The organism is Aeromonas sp. R7-1 (assembly GCF_040908115.1).
GTDB lineage: Bacteria > Pseudomonadota > Gammaproteobacteria > Enterobacterales > Aeromonadaceae > Aeromonas > Aeromonas caviae.
Genome location: NZ_JBFODD010000052.1, coordinates 1 through 21,162, shown reverse-complemented (window position 1 = coordinate 21,162; position 21,162 = coordinate 1). Strand labels below are relative to the sequence as shown.

The 21,162-nt window shown below is 58.6% G+C and carries 20 protein-coding genes and 2 pseudogenes; 3 read left to right on the top strand and 19 right to left on the bottom strand.

What is annotated here, in order from left to right:
• Positions 1–167, bottom strand: a pseudogene (locus tag AB5Y51_RS14950) (IS1595 family transposase); the annotation flags it as partial.
• Between the two features lie 158 nt (positions 168–325).
• Here AB5Y51_RS14950 and rsmF point away from each other — a divergent pair.
• On the top strand, positions 326–1,756 hold the full coding sequence (gene rsmF, locus AB5Y51_RS14945) for a 16S rRNA (cytosine(1407)-C(5))-methyltransferase RsmF (protein ID WP_368178676.1): 1,431 nt from the start codon (positions 326–328) through the stop codon (positions 1,754–1,756).
• Positions 1,757–1,994: 238 nt separating this feature from the next.
• Here the strand turns inward: rsmF and AB5Y51_RS14940 are convergent, their stop codons facing one another.
• The 16 genes from AB5Y51_RS14940 to AB5Y51_RS14865 form a co-directional block, all read right to left on the bottom strand.
• Complete coding sequence (locus tag AB5Y51_RS14940) at positions 1,995–2,279, bottom strand: RepB family protein (RefSeq protein ID WP_042017648.1); 285 nt, start codon at positions 2,277–2,279, stop codon at positions 1,995–1,997.
• Positions 2,280–2,442: 163 nt separating this feature from the next.
• Positions 2,443–3,471 (bottom strand): site-specific integrase, encoded by a 1,029-nt coding sequence (locus AB5Y51_RS14935; protein ID WP_368178674.1) that lies wholly within the window; start codon positions 3,469–3,471, stop codon positions 2,443–2,445.
• Between the two features lie 297 nt (positions 3,472–3,768).
• On the bottom strand, positions 3,769–4,548 hold the full coding sequence (locus tag AB5Y51_RS14930; protein ID WP_368178673.1) for a TatD family hydrolase: 780 nt from the start codon (positions 4,546–4,548) through the stop codon (positions 3,769–3,771).
• Between the two features lie 12 nt (positions 4,549–4,560).
• Positions 4,561–5,508 carry a DNA polymerase III subunit delta' gene (gene holB / locus AB5Y51_RS14925; RefSeq protein ID WP_323922823.1) on the bottom strand — a complete coding sequence of 316 codons (948 nt, stop codon included), beginning with the start codon at positions 5,506–5,508 and terminating at the stop codon, positions 4,561–4,563.
• On the bottom strand, positions 5,493–6,134 hold the full coding sequence (tmk, locus tag AB5Y51_RS14920) for a dTMP kinase (RefSeq protein WP_368178672.1): 642 nt from the start codon (positions 6,132–6,134) through the stop codon (positions 5,493–5,495). The genes holB and tmk overlap by 16 nt, the downstream gene beginning before the upstream one ends.
• A complete protein-coding gene (gene mltG, locus AB5Y51_RS14915) occupies positions 6,134–7,135 on the bottom strand; it encodes an endolytic transglycosylase MltG (protein WP_029314535.1) in 1,002 nt (333 codons plus the stop codon). Before mltG ends, tmk begins: the two co-directional genes overlap by 1 nt.
• Positions 7,125–7,931, bottom strand: coding sequence for an aminodeoxychorismate lyase (gene pabC, locus AB5Y51_RS14910; protein ID WP_041211426.1), 807 nt, complete (start codon positions 7,929–7,931; stop codon positions 7,125–7,127). The genes mltG and pabC overlap by 11 nt, the downstream gene beginning before the upstream one ends.
• Before the next feature lie 66 nt (positions 7,932–7,997).
• Positions 7,998–9,239: a beta-ketoacyl-ACP synthase II gene (gene fabF / locus AB5Y51_RS14905; protein ID WP_039041168.1), complete on the bottom strand. Its 1,242-nt coding sequence runs from the start codon at positions 9,237–9,239 to the stop codon at positions 7,998–8,000.
• Between the two features lie 81 nt (positions 9,240–9,320).
• On the bottom strand, positions 9,321–9,557 hold the full coding sequence (gene acpP / locus AB5Y51_RS14900; protein ID WP_005300909.1) for an acyl carrier protein: 237 nt from the start codon (positions 9,555–9,557) through the stop codon (positions 9,321–9,323).
• A gap of 157 nt (positions 9,558–9,714) precedes the next feature.
• Positions 9,715–10,449, bottom strand: coding sequence for a 3-oxoacyl-ACP reductase FabG (gene fabG / locus AB5Y51_RS14895; protein ID WP_039041169.1), 735 nt, complete (start codon positions 10,447–10,449; stop codon positions 9,715–9,717).
• Positions 10,450–10,462: 13 nt separating this feature from the next.
• Positions 10,463–11,398, bottom strand: coding sequence for an ACP S-malonyltransferase (gene fabD, locus AB5Y51_RS14890; RefSeq protein ID WP_042863866.1), 936 nt, complete (start codon positions 11,396–11,398; stop codon positions 10,463–10,465).
• A 66-nt stretch (positions 11,399–11,464) separates the two neighbouring features.
• On the bottom strand, positions 11,465–12,424 hold the full coding sequence (locus AB5Y51_RS14885) for a beta-ketoacyl-ACP synthase III (RefSeq protein WP_039041171.1): 960 nt from the start codon (positions 12,422–12,424) through the stop codon (positions 11,465–11,467).
• A 6-nt stretch (positions 12,425–12,430) separates the two neighbouring features.
• Positions 12,431–13,450 carry a phosphate acyltransferase PlsX gene (plsX, locus tag AB5Y51_RS14880; protein ID WP_041215168.1) on the bottom strand — a complete coding sequence of 340 codons (1,020 nt, stop codon included), beginning with the start codon at positions 13,448–13,450 and terminating at the stop codon, positions 12,431–12,433.
• Positions 13,451–13,459: 9 nt separating this feature from the next.
• Positions 13,460–13,627 carry a 50S ribosomal protein L32 gene (rpmF, locus tag AB5Y51_RS14875; RefSeq protein ID WP_005300935.1) on the bottom strand — a complete coding sequence of 56 codons (168 nt, stop codon included), beginning with the start codon at positions 13,625–13,627 and terminating at the stop codon, positions 13,460–13,462.
• A gap of 20 nt (positions 13,628–13,647) precedes the next feature.
• Positions 13,648–14,169 (bottom strand): 23S rRNA accumulation protein YceD, encoded by a 522-nt coding sequence (yceD, locus tag AB5Y51_RS14870; RefSeq protein WP_368178671.1) that lies wholly within the window; start codon positions 14,167–14,169, stop codon positions 13,648–13,650.
• A gap of 196 nt (positions 14,170–14,365) precedes the next feature.
• A complete protein-coding gene (locus tag AB5Y51_RS14865) occupies positions 14,366–14,995 on the bottom strand; it encodes an START domain-containing protein (protein ID WP_368178675.1) in 630 nt (209 codons plus the stop codon).
• 183 nt (positions 14,996–15,178) lie between these two features.
• On the opposite strand from AB5Y51_RS14865, the gene AB5Y51_RS14860 reads away from it, so the two are divergent.
• The gene (locus AB5Y51_RS14860) at positions 15,179–15,760 is read left to right on the top strand and encodes a nucleoside triphosphate pyrophosphatase (protein WP_323943264.1); all 582 of its coding nucleotides are present in this window, start codon (positions 15,179–15,181) and stop codon (positions 15,758–15,760) included.
• Between the two features lie 52 nt (positions 15,761–15,812).
• Here the strand turns inward: AB5Y51_RS14860 and rluC are convergent, their stop codons facing one another.
• Complete coding sequence (rluC, locus tag AB5Y51_RS14855; RefSeq protein ID WP_201901065.1) at positions 15,813–16,757, bottom strand: 23S rRNA pseudouridine(955/2504/2580) synthase RluC; 945 nt, start codon at positions 16,755–16,757, stop codon at positions 15,813–15,815.
• A gap of 414 nt (positions 16,758–17,171) precedes the next feature.
• Between rluC and rne the strand changes: the two genes are divergently transcribed.
• The gene (gene rne / locus AB5Y51_RS14850; RefSeq protein ID WP_368178670.1) at positions 17,172–20,300 is read left to right on the top strand and encodes a ribonuclease E; all 3,129 of its coding nucleotides are present in this window, start codon (positions 17,172–17,174) and stop codon (positions 20,298–20,300) included.
• Positions 20,301–20,916: 616 nt separating this feature from the next.
• Here rne and AB5Y51_RS14845 read toward each other — a convergent pair.
• Positions 20,917–21,162: pseudogene (locus AB5Y51_RS14845) on the bottom strand (IS1595 family transposase); the annotation flags it as partial.

The following is a 21,162-nucleotide window of genomic DNA, read 5'->3' as shown; positions in this document are numbered from 1 at the left end:
TGGGTGGCATCCGCCTGGCAGTGGGGACAGCCGCAGCATGTGGGTAACTGGGCATGGAGGGACGTAATCGGGTGTGGAGCGGCGAGCTCATGCTGAGCGACACGGCGCTGACGCAGAGTAAGTAATGGAAAGAGGGACAACAGGTGTTGGAAGGCTGGCGTATCCATGATGAAGGTCCTCGCGGTGATGACCTACTTCCAGATTAGCCTTCCAACACATAATTGGGACAGCGCCTTTTTTTATGGCCTCATGGACTCTCCCATCAAGAAGGGCGGCGCACTGTGGTAAGATGTCGCCCCTCATTTTGGGTCAGCGAGATTGCGCCGTGCACGACAACACCTACCTCCCCGATCACTTCCTGCGTCACATTGCGGAGTTCATGCCATCCCATCTCTCCATGGAGGCATTCGTGGCGAGTTGCCGGCAGCCGCTGCGGCGCAGCATCCGGGTCAACACCCTCAAGATCACGGTATCCGAGTTTGTCGCCCGCATGGCGCCGCTTGGCTGGCAGCTGGATCCCGTGCCCTGGTGTGAAACCGGCTTCTGGCTCACCCGCAGCGATGAGAGCGTCCCCCTTGGCAACACGGCCGAGCATCTGTGCGGCCTCTTCTATATTCAGGAAGCGAGCTCCATGTTGCCGGTGACGGCGCTCTTTGCCAGTGAGCAAACCAGAGGGGATGGCATGTTGCTGGACGCGGCCGCCGCCCCTGGCTCCAAGACTACCCAGATCGCGGCGCTGATGGAGAACCGCGGCATGCTGATCGCCAACGAGTTTTCCAGCAGCAGGCTGAAAGTGCTGAGCGCCAATATCCAGCGCTGCGGTGTGACCAACGTCGGCATGACCCATTTCGATGCCAAGGTCTTTGGCCAATGGCTGCCGGAAACCTTCGATGCCATCCTGCTCGACGCCCCCTGCTCCGGCGAGGGGACGGTGCGAAAAGATGAAGACGCACTGCGCAACTGGAGCCTGGAGAGCATCGAGGAGATCGCCGCGGTGCAGCGTGGCCTGCTGGAGAGTGCTTTTCACGCCCTCAAACCCGGCGGCGTACTGGTCTACTCCACCTGCACCCTGAGCCTGCAAGAGAACCAGGACGTCTGCCAGTCACTGCAAGAGAAGTTCGGCGATGCCTTCAGCTTTGACTCGTTGGCCGATCTCTTTCCGGGAGCGGAGAAAGCCTGTACGCCGGAGGGATACCTGCATGTGTGGCCCCAGATCTTCGACAGTGAGGGCTTTTTCGTTGCCCGGTTGCACAAGCATCACTCCGTGCCCAACACCATGTTCAAACCTGGCAAGCTCGGCAAGTTCCCCTTCTCACCGCTGCCAGAGAAAGAGGCCGGCCCCATGCTGCGGGAGATTGAAGGGAATTTTGGCATCGTGCCCCATGGCCAATTGTTTGGCCGCAATGACGAGATCTGGCTCTTCCCTCACGCCTTCGAGCCGGTACAGGGGAAGCTGCGTTTCGATCGCATCGGCATCAAGCTGGCTGAAACCTTCAAGAAGGGATATCGATTGACCCATGAATGGGCTCTGGCTTACGGCCATGAGGCGAGCAAGGGATGCGTCGAGCTGGATGCCGCCAATGCCCGTGAATTCATGATGGGACGAGATGTCTGGCCAGAGCAGGATGCCGGGAGTGGGGAGGTGATCGTTCGTTACCAGGGGCACCCGCTCGGCATGGGGAAATGGGTGGGGAGTCGCATCAAGAATGCCCTGCCCCGGGAGCTGGTACGGGACAACAACCTGTTCTATGCGTGAGAGTGGGGTTGCTCGAGCAAAAACAGCGCCTGTTCGAGTCTGAAAAACCCCCACTCTGGTTGAACTTTTATCCGGTTCTTGAAATGCCTAGAGCCTTGTCTAAGCTTAAGGCTATCCGCATACCAGTTAGCGCACGGCTCTGCAAGGAGCCAATTCCCCTATGCCAGGTACAAGGAATTCGTACCTGGCTTTTTTTGTCTTCTTTTTCAATCACACCGGCACGGCACGATAGCATCGTCTATTCGAGCATGTCTGCCGACTCGGGGACATCGCTCTGCTGCGCGTTGGTCGTTTGTTGCAGTTCGTGCTGATAGAGCAGGTCGATCGCCTGCTCGATGAGGGATGCCTGACTGTCTTCCAGATGCAGGCCGAGTTCATGCAGCCGCTCGGCGTGACGGTTGCTTATCCAGCACTGCAACCGGCTGTGGGTTTCCTGCTTGCGCTTTACATGTTGACGCTGGCGTTCGGCGTTCTCTTGAGCGGCGCTTTTCTTCAATTCCTGGCTATCGTGACCTTCCGACATGTCTATATCGTGAATGTTATCTCTCATTTTTCGTTGGCATCTTCTACGAAAGTAAATCGGATTACGACTCCCCCACCGTCATGATGTCTGTGGAGGACGGATTGAATATACCATCAGATCAACAGGATGGCATTTAACATAAAAAAAGCAGAGGCGCGGTTTTCTATAACAACCCATCCAGGGCGTGATCCGAGAACTTGTGTGCATCGTCGAAATATTCCTGCAAGGTGCGCATGTCCTTGTGTCGGGTCACCTCGATGATCTTGTTCATCGGCTTGCCCGCCGTCACCGCAGAGGTGATGAACCCCCGCCGCAAACTGTGGCCACTGACATGGAGATCGTCGATGGCCTGGCCGGTTCGCCGCTTGATCATCAGGTTGATGCCTTGCGGGCCCAGGGGATCTGGGGTGAGCTGTCCCCAGCGGGTCATGCGGCGAAACAGCGGACCCTGGCTTATGCGGCTCGCTTTCAACCAGCGGCCGAGAGCAGTCACCGGGCAATACTGCTTGCCGGGAATGAGCGCTATCTCGCTTTCATGGAGCTGATGTTTGCTTGGTTTGAGACGAAGGCGTATCCCCTGCCCCACAAACTGCACGTCATCCACCTCGATCTTGGCCGCTTCCGATCGGCGCAAGGCGCCACTGAACATCAGGAGCAACAGGGTGTAATCCCGAAGCCCAGCCAGGTTGCTGGTGTCTATCTCGTCCAGTACGCAGGCCAATGGTTTCAGGGTCAGCGCCCCCGTTTTGCGTTTGCGGTTATTACCGAGCCGTACTATGCCCCGCATCATCTCCTTTATCTCCGCATGCTCGGTCGGCATGGGGTGGATCCCCTTCTGCTTGAAGGCATAACGAATGCCGGCAAGCCGTCTTACCAGGGTGGCCGGTTTGCGAGGCTCCCCGTTGCGAAGCTCCCCCTTCCCTTCTTCTTTGTCCAGCCAGACCCAGTTGGCCAGGATGCCGTCGGCCTGATCCGCCAAAAAATTCATGATGTCGTGGTGTGTCGTCTGCAAGGGATCCAGCCCGTGGAGCTGGCACCAGGAGACAAAGATACGGGTATCTGCCTGATAGGCATTGAGGGTGGAGTCGGCTTTGGCGCTGCGCAGAAAGCGTCTTGCCCGGCTGTTCAGCTGAGGATCGAAGACGCTCTGCAAGGATTGCTGAACTGGGTTTTGAAGGCGTGGGTAGTTCACTTAACTATATGATTTAAAGCGGAGTTTCGGTGGATCTTACAGGATCGTCCAGATCTATCAAGTATCGATAATGAATATTATCGATACTTATGAAGAGTGCTTTTAACCCATTTCAGCCCCTCATTTATTCCTCAAGCATTCTGTCATCCCTGCTCTGTTTTATCAGGTGCTGGCGATTTGATCTCGTCAGCATCCACCATACAAAGTGAGAGATAACAACTTGGCATGATTGTTTTTGGATGGCGTGATAGTGCAGATTGTCATAGTAAAACGCCCCGCTATGCGGGGCGTTGTCTGTTATCGCTTTGCCAACTTGAACAATTCGAAGAAATTGTGGCTGGTGGCCTCCGCCAATTCAGCGAGCGGAATCTGGCGAAGATCCGCGATAAATTGGGCAACGTCGCGAACAAAGGCCGGCTCGTTCTCCCTCCCCCGGTGCGGAACCGGTGCCAGATAGGGAGAGTCGGTTTCAACCAGCAGTCGCTCCAGGGGCAACGCCTTGACCACGGCCTGCAGGGCTGAGGCGTTCTTGAAAGTGGCTATTCCCGAGATGGAAATATAGAACCCCATTGCCATCGCGGCCTCGGCCATTTCGAGGGACTCGGTGAAGCAGTGCAGCACTCCGCCCACCTGTTCGGCCCCCTCCTCTCGCATGATCCGCAACGTGTCTTCCTGGGCATCCCGGGTGTGGATGATGAGCGATTTGTTCAGTGCCCGGGCTACCCGGATATGTTCGCGGAAAGAGGCTTGCTGTACATCCTTGTTTTCCGGTGAATAGAAGTAGTCGAGCCCGGTTTCGCCGATGGCCACCACTTTCTCATCGGCCGCCTGAGTCAGCAGCAAGGCAGCATCCACCCCGGGATCCTGATTGAGCGGGTGGACACCGCAGGAGGCAAACACCTGGGGATGGGGGGCGATGGCCTCCATCATGGTCGGGAACTGGGCCTGGGTCACACTCACGCAGAGAAAATATCCCACGCTCTGCTGAGCCGCCTTGGCCAGTACATCGGCCATGTCGGTCTGCTTGGAGCCATAACTCAAGCGATCGAGATGGCAATGGGAATCAACGAGTAACATAGACAACCTTGTTTATAACCAGCGATTGAGCCAGTTCATCAAATGGATGGTGGGATTGGAAAGCTGCCCTGGCTGACAAGCCTCCTTCAGCACAACCAGCTGCTGTTCAGCTTCCAGGAGCCGTTCGCTGGAGTGTCTTTCTGCCAGTTGCTGGCTGAGTGATGCAAGATCCGGCATTGCCAGTTGATGATGGCCGCAGCCAGCCTGAAGCTTGAGGGCATCGCACAAGAAGAGCTGCAACCAGTGCAGCCGGACCTGAGTATCCTCGGCCAACTGGGCGCAGACATTCGCCGCACGGGTGGGGGCCGATGCCAGCGAGACAAATCCGTCGAGCAATGCCCGTCTGGCATCATCTTGCTGTGCTTCGATGTAGCTCAGCACCCGCAGCGGCGCCCCCTGGCAGATCCGCACCTGGGCCTGGGTGGCCTGATGGCCCTGCTCGGCGAGCCAGGCAAGGGTCTCCCCCTCAGAGGGGAGCTGGCAGACATGTTTGTGACAACGGCTCAAGATGGTGGGGAGCAGGCGAGATACCCGGGATGCGATGAGCAGCAACAGACTGTCGCCAGCCGGCTCTTCCAGCGTCTTCAGCAAAGCATTGGCGGCAGACTCCGTCATGCGCTCCGCCTCTTGAATGATCACCACCTTGCCGCGACCGAGCTGGGACGTGCTCTGGAGGCGGCTGCAAATCTCCCGGATGGCTTCGACACCTATGGTCTTGCCCTCGGGCCCCAGGGTGCCAAGATCCGGGTGATGCCCCTTCTCAAAAAGCTGGCAGGAGTGGCACTGACCGCAGGGCTCACCTCGTTGTGGATACTGACACAGGTGCAGTCGCGCCAGTCGCTCTGCAAGCTGCTCCTTGCCAAGGCCGGGATCGCCTAGCAGCAACCAGGCGTGGCCGAGCCGTCCGGCCCGGGCCGTCTCGCTCAGGGCATGCCAATCCGGGATCAGCCAGGGATACATAGCCCCTCGCTTGCCAGATAATGCTCAAGGGCAGCCTCGATGGCGGCTTTGACTTGCGCCGGGGGCAACCCGGCATCGATGACCTGGATGGAATCATCGGCGGCCGCCAACTCGAGGTAACGCTGGCGGGTACGTTCAAAGAAACCGATCTGTTCCAGCTCAATCCTGTCCAGCTCGCCGCGATGGCGGGCCCGCTGCAGACCGATGGCAGGATCGATGTCGAGATAGAGCGTCAGATCCGGCTTGAAATCCCCGAGGACCGCCCGTTTGATGGCGCCGATGAGGTTCGCATCGATGCCGCGGCCCCCCCCCTGATAGGCCTGGGAGGAGAGATCATGGCGATCGCCCACTACCCAGATGCCGTCTGCCAAGGCAGGCTTGATCCGGATCTCCACCAGTTGTACCCGGGAGGCGTACATCAACAGCAGCTCGGCCTCGACGGTCAGGCGCTCGTCGTGCACTTCCTTGACGATGGCCCGCATGCGTTCCGCCAGCGGCGTGCCGCCCGGCTCCCGGGTGCACTCGATCCGCGCCACTCCGTGGGCTTGCAGATAGTCGGTGACATAGCGCACCGCAGAACTCTTCCCTGCCCCTTCCAATCCTTCAATCACGATAAATTTAGACATTAGGGTTTCTTCAATATGTATTCACGTACCGCCCGATTGTGTTCATCGAGGGTCTTGGAGAAGTAGTGGGCACCGCCCCCCTTGGCAACGAAGTAGAGATAGTCGGTCGATTTGGGGTTGAGCGCCGCTTCGATAGAGGCCTTGCCCGGCATGGCGATGGGCGTCGGAGGCAGACCGTCGATCACATAGGTGTTGTAGGGGTTCACGTCGGTCAAATCGCTGCGGCGAATGTTACCATCGTACCTCTCCTTCACCCCGTAGATGACGGTAGGGTCGGTCTGCAACTTCATGCCAAGGCGTAGACGGTTGACGAACACAGAAGCAATCTGGGCTCGTTCATCCGGTTGGCCCGTCTCTTTTTCGATGATGGAGGCCATGATGAGCGCTTCATAGGGAGTCTTGTAGGGCAGATTGGCCTGACGCTTCTCCCAGGAAGCCTCCAGGAACGTTTTCATGTCCTGATAGGCGCGACGCAGGATCGAAAGATCGCTGGCATGAGTGGTATAGGCGTAGGTTTCCGGCAGGAACCACCCCTCCAGCTTGCCATTTTCGATGCCGAGTTCCTGAGCCAGCTCGGTTTCGCTCTGCTCCAGAGTCAGGCGCTCCAGATAGGGGGCGCTGGAAAGTTGCTTCAGCCAATCCTCAAATCGGGACCCTTCGACAAAGGTCAGGCTGAAGTGAAACTCCTTGCCGGAAGCAAAGAGAGAGAGAGTCTCCTTGAGCGGCGCCCCTTCCTTGATTTCATAGGTGCCGGACTTGATGGCCACCAGTTCGGGATGACCGCGCAACCAGAGGCGCACCGCCCAGGGGCTGGTTTCCCCCTCCCCCAGTTCGGCAATCAGGCGCGCCGCATGGGCGCCTTTTTCGACGGTAAAGAGGCGGGTTGGCCCCTTGTTGGTGAGCGTCTCCACCTGTTGCCACTTGTGATACACGTACCCTCCGGCAACGGCGACAGAGAGTGCCGCCCCCGCGAGCAGGGTGTAAAGCCGATTAAACTTCAATGACCAAGCGCTCCTGTAAACGGCGGATCAATACCGGACTGGGATAGTGCATATCCCCGATGCTGGTGACCGGGACAATGCCCATCAGGGTATTGGTCAGCCAGACCTCTTCCGCCTGCCAGAGCGACTCCAATGGAGCCTCTACGACACGCAGTTCAATGCCCATCTGTTTAAGCATCGTCATCACGCGCTTGCGCATGATGCCATCGATCCCGGCGCGGGTGAGATCCGGTGTGAACACCGTCCTACCACGACGCCAAAACAGATTCGCGCTGACCCCTTCTACCAGAAATCCCCGGCTGTTCAAGACTATACCTTCGACCCCGCCACGCGCAGCAAGTTCGCGCTTCAGCATCACTTGTTCGAGGCGCCCCAGCGTCTTGAGACCGGCGAGCATGGGACTGTCCCCAAGCTGCTGCTGGCATACCAGGGCATTGATACCGGTTTGCTGCCAATCATGATAATGCTCAGGATAAGGTGCCAAAGAGACGATGCGAGTGGGCGTGTCACAGCCTGCGCCGTCATATCCCCGCCCACCGGCGCCCCGGGTCAGCATTATCTTGACGACAGCCTGTGTCTGCCCAGAAGCAAGCTGCGCCGCCTCGTCGGCAAGCAGGTCCCAGGAGTGCTCGCCAAAACCAAGCCGGGCGTTGGCATGTTGCAGCCGGGCCAGATGGTCCTGCCACCAGAGTACCTTCCCTTCCCTCACCAGCATGGTGGTGAAATGACCATCACCGTATGCCAGTCCACGATCCCTGGCTGACAGTGTTTCTGTGGGTATTCCATTAATCAGCAAGGGGATCCCTCCGATAAAAAAGGCCCGATACTACCGTATCGGGCCTTATCATTCGCCCAGAGCGAATTATACGCGTTTGAAGATCAGGGAGCCATTGGTGCCGCCAAAACCGAAGGAATTGGAGAGGGCATATTCGAAGCTGCCGGCCTTGGCAACGTGCGGCACCAGATCTAGGTCGCACTCATCATCCGGGTTGTCCAGGTTGATGGTGGGAGGCACCATCTGGTCACGCAGAGAGAGCACGGTGATGATCGCCTCGATGGCGCCAGCCGCACCCAACAGGTGGCCTGTCATGGACTTGGTGGAGCTGACCATCAGGGCGCTGGCATGTTCACCAAACACCTTCTTCATGCCGCGCAGCTCTGCCACATCCCCAAGGGGGGTAGAGGTACCGTGGGCATTGATGTAACCGATCTGCTCGGGTGCGATGCCAGCATCCTTGATGGCGTTCTTCATGGCGCGTGCGCCACCATCGCCGTCCGAGGGAGGGGCCGTCATGTGATAGGCATCCCCACTCATGCCAAAGCCGACCAGCTCGGCATAGATCTTGGCGCCGCGGGCCTTGGCATGTTCATACTCTTCCAGCACCAGCACGCCGGCACCGTCGCCCAGCACGAAACCGTCGCGATCCTTGTCCCAGGGGCGGCTCGCCTTCTGCGGTTCGTCATTGCGGGTGGAGAGCGCCTTGGCAGCGGCAAAGCCGCCCATGCCCATGGGGGTGGAGGCTTTCTCGGCACCACCGGCGACCATCACGTCCGCATCGCCATAGGCGATCATCCGGCCAGCCATGCCGATGGCATGGGTACCCGTGGTACAGGCGGTTGTCACGGCGATGTTCGGGCCCTGCATGCCTTTCATGATGGAAAGATGACCGGACACCATATTGATGATGGTGGACGGAACGAAGAAAGGGCTCAGTTTGCGGGGGCCGCCATTGATGAGGCTGCTGTGGTTCTGCTCAATCAGACCCAGACCGCCGATACCAGAGCCGATGGCAACGCCTACCCGCTCCGCGTTCTCTTCGTTGATGATCAGGCCGGAATCTTCCAGGGCCTGAACACCCGCCGCCACGCCATACTGGATGAAGAGATCCATCTTGCGGGCTTCTTTGCGGTTGATGCCGAACTCTTCGGGGTCGAAATCCTTGACCAGGCCTGCGAAACGGGTTGCGAACTCGCTTGCATCAAAGTGGTCGATGAGGGAAATGCCGCTCTGCCCGTTGAGCAGGGCTTGCCAGCTGGATTCGGCAGTGTTGCCTACCGGGGAAAGCATCCCCAAGCCGGTCACCACGACTCTGCGTTTTGACACTGAGGTAGTCTCCGAGAGGTGTTTTGAAAGGGGTAAACATAAAAGAAGCGGCCCTTGGGCCGCTTCTTTCAGAACAGGAACTTATTCCTGATTAGCGGTGATGTAGTCGATAGCCGCTTGAACAGTGGTGATCTTCTCGGCTTCTTCATCAGGAATTTCGGTATCGAATTCTTCTTCCAGCGCCATTACCAGTTCAACGGTATCCAAAGAGTCAGCGCCCAGGTCGTCGACGAAGGAGGCAGCGTTCTTCACGTCTTCTTCTTTAACACCCAGTTGTTCGATGATGATTTTCTTTACGCGTTCTTCGATGTTGCTCATGACCTGAATTTTCCTTTAAAAATACGCTATTGCGTCTGGTTGGGGTAGTGTATTCAATTGACGTGAGTTTGCAAGTGACTTGCCGCTGGTCAAACCACGAAATTCGCCAAACTTCGGCGTATTATCGCAAATTTGAACAGAACTCACGACAAATTGATTACACCATGTACATCCCGCCATTAACATGCAGGGTTTCGCCGGTAATATAGGCGGCATCATCCGATGCCAAGAATACCACAGCGGCAGCAATTTCTTTCGGATCGCCCAAACGGGCGGCAGGCACCTGATTCATGATGCCGGCGCGCTGCTCTTCATTGAGCGCCTTGGTCATGTCGGTCTCGATGAAACCGGGAGCAACCGCATTCACCGTGATGCCACGGGATGCCACTTCACGGGCCAGCGACTTGGTAAAGCCAACCAGACCCGCCTTGGCAGCAGCATAGTTGACCTGACCGGCGTTGCCCATGGTGCCGACCACGGAACCGATGCTGATGATGCGACCGTTGCGCTTCTTCATCATGGCACGCAATACCGGCTTGCTCAGACGGTACAGGGAGGTGAGATTGGTGTCGATGATCTCGTTCCACTCGTCATCCTTCATCCGCATCAGCAGGTTGTCGCGGGTGATGCCGGCGTTGTTGATCAGGATGTCGATGTCGCCAAAACGCGCCTTGATGGCGGCGAAGACGGTTTCGATGGATTCCTGACTGGTCACGTTCAGTGCCATGCCGCAGCCTTGCTCACCCAGGTAAGCACTGATCGCCTCGGCACCGCTCTCGCTGGTCGCGGTACCCACGACTTTGGCGCCACGAGCAGCAAACGTCTCCGCAATCGCACGACCAATGCCACGGCTGGCGCCAGTGACCAACACAACCTTATCGGTAAAACTCATGACTTGCTCCTGTTTACTTGATCTGGGCCAGCGCCTGCTCGAACGAGGCGACGTCGTTGGCGTGAATACCTTCCACTCGCGCATCGATACGCTTGGCCAGGCCGGTCAATACCTTGCCCGGGCCCATCTCGATTTCGAGGGTTACACCGTCGTTTGCCATGCGCTCTACCGTTTCAGTCCAGCGAACCGGGCTGAACAGCTGACGCACCAGGGCTTGCTTGATGGCGGCCGGATCCTGCTCACAAGAGACGTCGACATTATTGATGACGGCGATGGCAGGAACCTTGATCTCGATCCCATCCAGGGCGGCGGCCAGCTTTTCTGCGGCCGGTTTCATCAGGGCGCAGTGGGAGGGTACGGAGACCGGCAGCGGCAGAGCACGCTTGGCACCTGACTCTTTCATCAGCACGTTGGCACGCTCGACCGCCTCTTTGTGGCCGGCGATGACCACCTGGCCCGGAGAGTTGAAGTTGACCGGAGAGACCACCTGCCCCTGGGCCGCTTTCTCACAGTTGGCAGCGATGCTTTCGTTGTCCAGACCGATGATGGCAGCCATGGCGCCAGTCCCTTCCGGTACGGCTTCCTGCATGGCCAGACCACGCAGCTCGACCAGTTTGACGGCATCGGCAAACGCCAGCGCGCCGCTGCACACCAGGGCGGAGTATTCCCCCAGGCTGTGGCCGGCCATCACGGCGGGGGTTGCCCCCCCCTGTTGCTGCCACAGGCGCCACAGCGCGACGGAGGCGGTCAACAGTGCAGGCTGGGTACGCCAGGTCTTGTTGAGATCCTCGGCCGGGCCTGCCATCACCAGGGCAAACAGGTCATAACCCAGCACCTGACTCGCCTCGGCGAAGGTCTCTTTAATCACGGCGTGTTGCTCGGCCAGCTCGGCCAGCATGCCGACGCTCTGGGAGCCTTGTCCCGGGAAGGCAATGGCAAATCGGGTCATCATTGATTCCTTTAAGGTAAGACGAATTCGGTAAGCGGGCGCCCGAGGACCGGGCACCGCTCGGTATCAGAGGCGAACCAGCGCAGAGCCCCAGGCAAAACCGCCGCCGAAGGCTTCCAGCAGGACCAGCTGGCCTGGTTTGATGCGACCATCGCGCACCCCTTCATCAAAGGCGATGGGCACGGAGGCGGCAGAGGTGTTGCCGTGCTTGTCGAGGGTCAGCACTACCTTGTCCAGCCCCATGCCAAGCTTCTTGGCGGTGGCGCTGATGATGCGGAAGTTGGCTTGATGGGGCACCAGCCAGTCCAGCTCGCTCGGCGCGATGCCGGCGGCGGCCAGGGTCTCGGTGACGATCTCGCTCAAACGGGTGACCGCTACCTTGAACACATCGTTGCCCTTCATGTACATGTAGGCTTCAAGCTCGGCCCCCGGCATGCCGCGGCGCGGCTGCGGCAGCTTGAGCAGATCGCCGTAACGGCCATCCGCATGCAGATGGGTGGAGAGAATGCCCGGCGTTTCGCTGGCACCGATCACCACGGCCCCTGCCCCATCCCCGAACAGGATGATGGTGCCGCGATCCTCGGGATCGCACATACGTGACAGCACGTCCGCACCGACAACCAGCACGTGGCGAGCCGCGCCGGATTTGACGAACTGATCGGCGATGGCGAGAGCATACGTAAAGCCGGCACAGGCGGCGGCTACGTCAAACGCCGGGATCCCCGGTACGTCAAGCAGCCCCTGCAGTTCACAGGCAGCGGCTGGGAAGGCATTCTCTGCGCTGGTGGTGGCCAGCACTATCATGTCCAGATCGGCGGCAGTCAGACCTGCCGCATCAAGCGCACGCAAGGCCGCCTGATGAGAAAGGGTCGCGACGGTTTCGTCGGCTCCGGCGATACGGCGTTCACGGATCCCGGTGCGTTCCACGATCCATTCGTCACTGGTTTCAACCATCTGTTCAAGATCGGCGTTGGTACGAACCGAACTCGGCAGATAACTGCCAGTACCCAGAATTTTGCTATGCATAGAGTTTTATAAATCCCTGTCGGAAAAGACAGATTCAAGGCGATCTGCAATTTGCAATGGAAGTTGATGTCTGGCTTCTTGTGCGGCCAGCAGAATCGCATGACACAGAGCGCGGCGCTCGGCCCGCCCATGGCTTTTTACCACAATGCCGCGCAATCCTAACAGACTCGCGCCATTATACTGGTCGGGGTTCAGGTAAGAGAAACGCCGTTTGAACATAAACCCGGCGAGTCGACCAAGAAAACTGCGTTTTTTACGCGGATATCCGGCCAGTTCAGCCATCATCCGCACCACCCCCTCCGCGGTCTTGAGCGCCACGTTGCCCACGAAACCGTCGCAGACGATCACGTCGCACTCGCCGCTGAAGATCCTGTCCCCCTCGATAAAACCGACAAAATTCAGGGCGGAGCATTGGCGCAGCAACTCGGCGCTGTGGCGCACCAGATCGTTGCCCTTGATCTCCTCCTCCCCCACGTTGAGCAGTGCCACTCTGGGTGAAGGTATCCCCTCGACCTTCTCTGCAACCACGGCGCCCATCACGGCAAATTGCAGCAAGGTGTCGGCATCGCAGCTCACGTTCGCACCCAGATCCAGCATCACGGTCCGTTTTCCACCCAATGTGGGCAGCGCCTTGATGAGGGCTGGCCGGTCAACACCGGGCAAGGATTTGAGCACGCACTTGGCCATGGCCATCAAGGCACCGGTGTTACCGGCACTGACACAGGCATCGGCGGCGCCGCTCTTGACCAGATCCAGGGTCACGCGCATGGAGGAGTCTTTCAGGGTACGCAGCGCCACGATAGGCTTTTCGCCCATGCCCACGACCTGGGAGGCATGCACGAGACGAACGCGAGGGTGGTTGAGCAGGCCATGTTGCTGCAGAAGAGGGGCAGTCTGGTGTTGATCACCGACCAGAACAAGTTTTAGCTGGGGTAGAAGAGACAGTGCCTGCACGGCGGCAGGCACTGTTTCCGAGGGGCCGATATCTCCCCCCATTATGTCTAGCGCGACAGTTTGCGTAGACAAAGGCAATCCTTAAGCGATTACCTTTTTACCGCGGTAGAAACCATCGGCAGTCACGTGGTGACGACGATGAATTTCGCCACTGGTCTGATCAACAGTCAGGGCAGCGGTGGTCAGCGCATCGTGGGAACGACGCATGCCACGCTTGGCGCGGGTTTTACGGTTCTGTTGTACGGCCATGGTAGGCTAACTCCTAAAATTCACTTACGTTTGAGCGCTTCAAGAACTGCAAAGGGATTCGGCCGCTCATCAGCAGGTTCGATTTCCCCCCAGGTCATCTCCATGTTTCCTCTGGGACACACATCCATCGGATGCATGGCTACCTGAGGCAACGAGAGGATGAGTTCATCCTCCAGGATTTGATGAAGATCTATCTCGCCGTTTTCGTCCAACTCAATGGGCTCATAAGCTTCCGGCAGTTCTTCCCCGTTTGTTCTTTCGAACAGCGGAGTGTAAATAAAACTAGCTTCACAAAGGTGTTCAAATGTCTCACCACAACGCTGGCAAACCAGGTCGACCTTGGCATGGGCAGTGCCTTTCATAACGGTCAACTTCTGGACATCTTTGCCAAAGTGCAGTGTGACATCCACATCACTTCGCAAGCCTTCGGTTGATTCCTCCAGCCTGGGCATCTGCGACTTTTCCACTATCCCGACATAATCGAGTAGCTTCAAGGCATTACGGACTGGATCAACCTTAACGGGCAACTTCACCTTTTGCATAGGGCGCGAATATTATAGGTCCAACAAGGGATAGTCAAAGGAAAAAGTCCTTACCGCCGATGATTTTACCTTCACAGGCCCCTGCAAGAGGAACTTGTGCTCATCGGTGGCCGATTATGCCATATCGTGCAGGATCTGGCACAGGATCCTGTTCCCCTCCCCTGTCTGTCCACCGGATGTGCTCCTTGGTGTCTCATCAGGTGGCAGAACAGCGCGGGTCGCTCCCCAGCAGGCCTGGTGTCGCAGCCACTCTGGGCTCGGCTTCCATCAGTCGGCGTATGGCTTTGAAACTGCCCACGGCAGCCTTGATGGCAATGGGATTGACCAGCCAGCCCGGCAAGTTGTTGCCCGGGTTGGTATAAGTTTCGAGCCGAACGAGTGTGCTGCCATCCCGTTGGGGTAGCGCCTCCCACCGTCCGGCGCTTTCCTGGATCCGGAACAGCCCTGCATGCAATGGCAGGGCATTCGGCTCTGCCCACACCTCGAGAGTCAGGCCGCAATCGATGCGTCGACTCAGATGGGAGCGGGTGATGAGCTCCCTGTCTTGCACCGGCCAGGGAGACGCCAGGCGGGTATAGACCAGATCATCGTCGGGACCCGATCTGGCCAGCACCCTGACTTCACGGCTCTGGGGCAACCACTCTTCATGGCGCGCCGTGTTGCGCAGCACCGTGATCAGCGCGCCAGGATCGGCATTCACCCGCATCTCCAGACGTAAGGCCTGAAAAGAGGTCGGAGGATGTGGCTGGGTCCAGAGCATCACCCCCTCACCCCCCTGGCGAAGTTGCCATGTCCCTGCCCAGCTGGCGAAGGAGATCAGTGCCATGACCAAGGCCGCATATCGTGTCATCACGCTCAATTCCGATCTCTTGTGTTTGTGCTGTGGTTCCATCAGCATGCATGCTTCCCGCTAATTAGGCGAGTCCCGCTGTAGACATCTCCTGTTTGCGTGGCCCCATCTGCACAGATAGAATCAACCAATTGATTTATAAATGGATATCATCAAAACATGCAGCTTTCCTTGATCCTCGCGTCCACCTCGTCCTACCGCAAGACCTTGCTGGAAAAACTCGGTCAGCCGTTTCACTGTGCCGCGCCTCAAGTCGATGAGACGGCGCAACACGGGGAAACCGCGGAAGCCCTGGTCAGCAGATTGGCGTTTGCCAAGGCGAGTGCGGTTGCCGCTGACCGTGATCAAGGATTGATCATCGGTTCAGATCAGGTGTGCGTCTGTGACGGGCAGATCCTCGGCAAACCCGGCACGGTGGAGAAGGCGGTCGAGCAGTTGCTGCAGGCCCAAGGCAAGCGCGTCATCTTTTACACCGGGCTGTGCGTGATCAATGCTGCAAATGGCCATGCCGAGCAGCTCGTCGAGCCTTTCACCGTGCATTTTCGTTCGCTCGATGAAGCCGCCATCCGTCGCTATGTGGAGGCCGAACGTCCTCTGGATTGTGCCGGCAGCTTCAAGTGCGAGGGAATGGGCATCGTCTTGTTCAAGGCGCTGGAGGGGCGCGATCCCAACGCCCTTGTCGGTCTTCCCCTGATAGGCTTGGTTGATCTCCTGGGTCGCCACGGCCTGGCTCTGCCATAACAAGAACTCTGCCATGAAAAACGGGAGCCTTGGCTCCCGTTTTTCATGGTTGTCAGCGTGGCAGCTTGGCGAGGAACGCCTCAAGCTCCGGTGACAATGGCGCTTCCACCTGCATCTCCCGGTCGTCCACCGGATGAGTAAAGGTGAGCTTCCAAGCGTGCAGGAACAGACGCTTTAGCCCCTGCCCTCGCATCTTTTCATCAAACCCGGTCTCACCATATTTGTCATCGCAGGCGATGGGATGGCCGGCGTGCTGGGTGTGGACACGGATCTGGTGAGTGCGGCCCGTGATGGGGCTGCACTCGACCAGGGTGGCTTCGGCAAACTGACGGGCAATCCGGAACCGGGTCTCGGAGGGCTTGCCATCGCTGCTGACCCGCACCACCCGCTCGCCGGATTGCAGATCATTTTTGCGAAGTGGCGCATTGACCACCTTGACGTGGGGTTGCCACTGGCCACGTACCAGCGCCAGATACTGCTTGCGCATGGTCTTGACCCGCAACTGCTCGTGCAGGCTGCGCAGGGCACTGCGCTTCTTGGCAACCAGCAGCACGCCGGAGGTGTCGCGATCCAGCCGGTGCACCAGTTCGAGGAAACGGGCTTCGGGGCGCAGGGCACGCAGCCCTTCGATGACGCCAAAGCTGAGGCCGCTGCCGCCGTGCACTGCCATGCCGGACGGCTTGTTGAGCACTATCATGGCATCGTCTTCAAACAGGATCTGGCTCTCCAGACGCTGGATGCTGCCGAGGTTGGCAGAAGGCAACTCATTCTTCTCGGCCACACGCACGGGGGGCACCCGCACCTCGTCACCGGCACAAAGCTTGTATTCCGGTTTGATGCGCTTCTTGTTGACCCGCACCTCCCCTTTTCGAAGGATGCGATAAATCAGGCTCTTGGGGACGCCCTTTAACTGAGTCTTGAGAAAATTGTCGATGCGCTGCCCGTCATGCTCAGCTTCGATGGTGAGCAGCTGCACTTGTTGATGTATCTGTGTCATGGCGCGGATTTTAACACCGCCGACAGCCCTTGGCTCCATGCTTTGTTAAAAAATGGCGTCTTGCTATAAAAGTGGTTTAAATGGGATAATAAACAAGGTTTTGTCATTGTGTTCAAGCCTTGTACTAAGTGGCCAAAATGTATGCCACCCAATCCCGAAACACCGTGTATACAAGAACATGACGGTTCCCGGGTGCGAGGTACAACGCATGGAGAACACAAACAGAACCGACGTAAATTGTCTCCACATCGGTATCCTTAATTCACGCCCTCTCGAGAAGGCTGAACCAGAGTGCCCTTAGTTTGCGCCTCATGCATACCCCAACCGGGAGGTTGCCCCAGCATGCTGAAGACCCGAGGCCGGCGCCGGCAGGACCCAGTGGAGGAATCAAAATGACAAAATAATGAGAACTCAATGAAAAGAATGCTAATCAACGCGACTCAGGAAGAGGAGTTGCGCGTAGCGCTGGTTGACGGACAACAGCTCTACGATTTGGATATTGAAAGTCCGGGACACGAGCAGAAAAAAGCGAACATTTACAAGGGCAAAATCACCCGAGTAGAACCCAGTCTCGAAGCTGCTTTTGTTGACTATGGCGCCGAACGCCACGGTTTCCTGCCGTTAAAGGAAATCGCCCGCAATTACTTCCCCTCCGGTTACTCCTATCAGGGTCGTCCCAACATCAAAGAAGTGGTCCGCGAAGGCCAGGAAGTGATTGTCCAGATCGACAAGGAAGAGCGTGGTACCAAGGGTGCAGCCCTCACCACCTTCATCAGTCTGGCTGGCAGCTACCTGGTGCTGATGCCGAACAACCCCCGTGCCGGCGGCATCTCCCGTCGCATCGAGGGTGACGAGCGGACCGAGCTGAAGGAAGCTCTGAGCGGACTGACCGTGCCGGACGGCATGGGCCTCATCGTGCGCACCGCCGGTGTGGGCAAGTCCCCGGAAGAGCTGGAGTGGGATCTGAACGTTCTGCTCAATCACTGGGACTCCATCCACAAGGCGTCACAACAACGTTCCGCTCCGGTGCTCATTCACCAGGAGAGCAACGTCATCGTGCGCGCCATCCGTGACTATCTGCGTCGCGATGTGGGCGAGATCCTGATCGACAACCCGGTCATCTTCGAACGCGCCAAGTCGCATATCGAGCTGGTCCGTCCCGATTTCCTCAATCGCGTGAAGCTGTACAAGGGTGATGTCGCCCTGTTCAACCACTTCCAGATCGAGAGCCAGATCGAATCGGCCTTCCAGCGCGAAGTGCGCCTGCCCTCCGGCGGCAGCATCGTCATCGATCCGACCGAAGCACTGACCTCCATCGATATCAACTCCTCCCGCGCCACCAAGGGCGGCGATATCGAAGAGACCGCCCTGCAGACCAACCTGGAAGCAGCCGACGAGATCGCTCGCCAGCTGCGCCTGCGTGACCTGGGTGGCCTGATTGTCATCGACTTCATCGACATGACCCCGGTTCGCCATCAGCGCGAAGTGGAAAACCGTCTGCGTGAAGCGGTGCATCAGGATCGTGCCCGCATCCAGCTGGGCCGTATCTCCCGTTTCGGTCTGCTGGAGATGTCTCGCCAGCGTCTGCGTCCCTCCCTCAACGAGTCCAGCAGCCATATCTGCCCCCGTTGCCAGGGTCAGGGGGTCATCCGTGACAATGAATCCCTCGCCCTGTCCATCCTGCGTCTCATCGAAGAAGAGGCCATGAAGGACAACACCGAGCAGGTGCATGCCCAGGTGCCGGTCGATGTGGCCGCCTATCTGCTCAACGAGAAGCGTACCTCCATCGCCAATCTGGAACAGCGCAATGATGTGCGTGTCTACATCATTCCGAACCAGCATCTGGAAACCCCGCACTACGAAGTGACCCGCATCCGTCAGAACGAGATCCCGGAAGCGGCCAGCTACGAGCTCAAAACCGAGATTGCCAAGCCGGTCTACCAGCCGCGCCAAGCTCAGGTAGTCGAGCGTGAACAACCGCTGCTGCAAGGGTTTGCCCCGGCTCCCCAGCCGGTTGCGCCCACCGCCCCGGCTCCTGTTGCGCCTCCCGCTCCGGTTGCAGAACAAGTCGGCTTCTTTGGCAAGCTGGCCAAGGCTTTCTCCGGCCTGTTCGGTGCCTCCTCCGATGCGGCTCCGGCCGAGGTGAAGGCGCCTGCCGACAAACCGGCCGCTCAGCGCGAAGCTCGCAAGGATGACGGGCACCGTCACCAGCGCGATGAATCCCGCAGCCGTGGTCAACGTGGCCGTCGTGACGACAACCGCGGCAGTCGCAATGCCGAGGCCGGCGAGAAGCGTGAAGGCGCAGCCAGCCGCGAGAGCAGTGATCGCAATCGTCGCCCGCGCAAAGAGCGTGAGCCTCGTCAAGAGCGGGAACCGCGTCAGGAACGGGAACCCCGTGGTGACGTGCGCACCGAACAGCGCATGGAGCGTGAGCCTCGCGAACCCCGCCAGGAGCGCGAACCTCGTGCTCCGCGTCCTGCTCGTGAACCTCGCGCCCCCCGCGAACCCCGTGCCGAGGTGATCGTCGAGGCGGTTGATACCGTTGATACTGCGGTCGCCAGCGCTGAACCGCGTCAGGAGAAAGAGCAGAAAGTTGCTGAGCGCCGTGAACGTCGCCAACTGCGCAAGCAGATCCGTGTCGATGTCGCCGCGACCGACACCCCTGCCCTGCCGAGTGACGAGCACGTCGTCGCCGACGTGCAAGCCGCCGCTGAGCAGCAAGAAGAGCAAGGCGAAGGTCAGCGTCGCTCCCGCCGTACTCCGCGCAATCAGCGTATCGAAGGGCAACGTCGCAAGCGCATCAACGAAGAGGCTCGTGGCCAGCGTGAAGACGAAGCACAAGGTGAAGTGCAGCTGACTGCCGCCGCCCAGGCCGATGCGGCTCAGGTGAAGGTGGATGAACCGGCTGTGCCTGTCATCACCATTCCGAGCGCAGAAGCGGTTGCAGCAGCCCTGCAGGCCTCCGCCGCACTGACCGAACACGTGGTGGCTGAAGCCGTTGCTGAGGAAGCGGCAGAGCAGGCACAAGCCGCACTGGTTGCAGAGTCTGCCACCGTCGAGGCTGCCGCGCAGGTGGAACCCGTCGTTGTTGCCCCTGTGGTCGTGGAAGCCGCCGCCGAGGTGGTTGCTGCCGAGCCTGCTGTTGCCAACGTGAAGACCAAGACCGAGGAAGCCCCGAGCAGCGAAGCTGTTGTGGCCGAATCCGTGGCTGACGACGTCACCAACGTGGATGCAGCCCCTGCCGTGGTCGCCGAACCAGTTGCTCCCGTGGCGCCAGTCTCTGCCGAAGTCGCCCCCCAGGAATCTGCCGCTGCAGAAGCCGCTGTGCCTGTGGCCCAGGTCGTGAACAAGGGTGCCGGTGTATTGGCCCGTGCCCGCAAGGCTTATGCCCCCATGGCAACGCCGGCTGCAGCGCCTGCCCCGACACCCCGTGAACCCGTGGAGTATGCTCCCCTGGTACGCAGCGAAGTCGTGACCTCCGGTCGCCACGGTGGCAGCACCGCTGCCAGCAACGTGGCAACCAGCCCGGCCGGTCGCCCCTGAGCAGACTCGTAGTCTGAATAAAGAGCCACACATTGTGTGGCTCTTTTTTTGTCTCTTTTTTGGGGCTGACATCGCCTTGCTCTCCCCCCTGCCCATTCTTCGATATCCGCCGCTTTCCCGATGTTCAGCGACCACACACAGTCCAAACAAGACGTGAATAACACACCAGACAGAGAATTCATCTCTGTCAAAGCATCACGACATGCTCTGCTTTGTCGACAGGGTCCGTGCATTGACAGCATATGAAGCCATTGGCAAACAGTCTGGCAGCGTTCCCCTTTGGTAGCACAGTCGGTGTGTTCAGTGGTGGCTGAGACAACCCAGGTTGAACGGGAATGCCAGACATAGGGCAACCTGTGGCGCTCTTCACTCTCATCATTTCTGATGAGGAACATGAACACGTTGCACACCCCTTCAACTTCACGTGCAAGGGTCGGCTCGTAACAAGGCGTCACACAGGCAGGTTGCCCTCACTGTGCACAACGAGTGGCTCAGGGATGTAGAGAAGCCAAAGAGGTGATAGATAATGTCATTCAACTTCTTGTCTGATGGCATACAGCTATTACTCATTGAACTATTGCCGCATGACGTGACATTCACCAGGCAACAAAAAAGGCTATGTCCCAATTACGTGTTGCATTGGGTGCCCTAGCGCCTCATGCAAACACATCTTGGATTTACCTCCCTGCCGTAACGTTCCAGCATCCTGCGCCAGCCCAGATAATTCCTCAGGTAGTGGGTTGCGACTCCATGGAATCGTTCCATCTACTCCTTCAACCGCCGGTGATATCCGTTCACATGCTGGATGTGGTATGCCCCAATGACTCGCTCACCTCGACGGGTGTACACCACCTGATGTGTT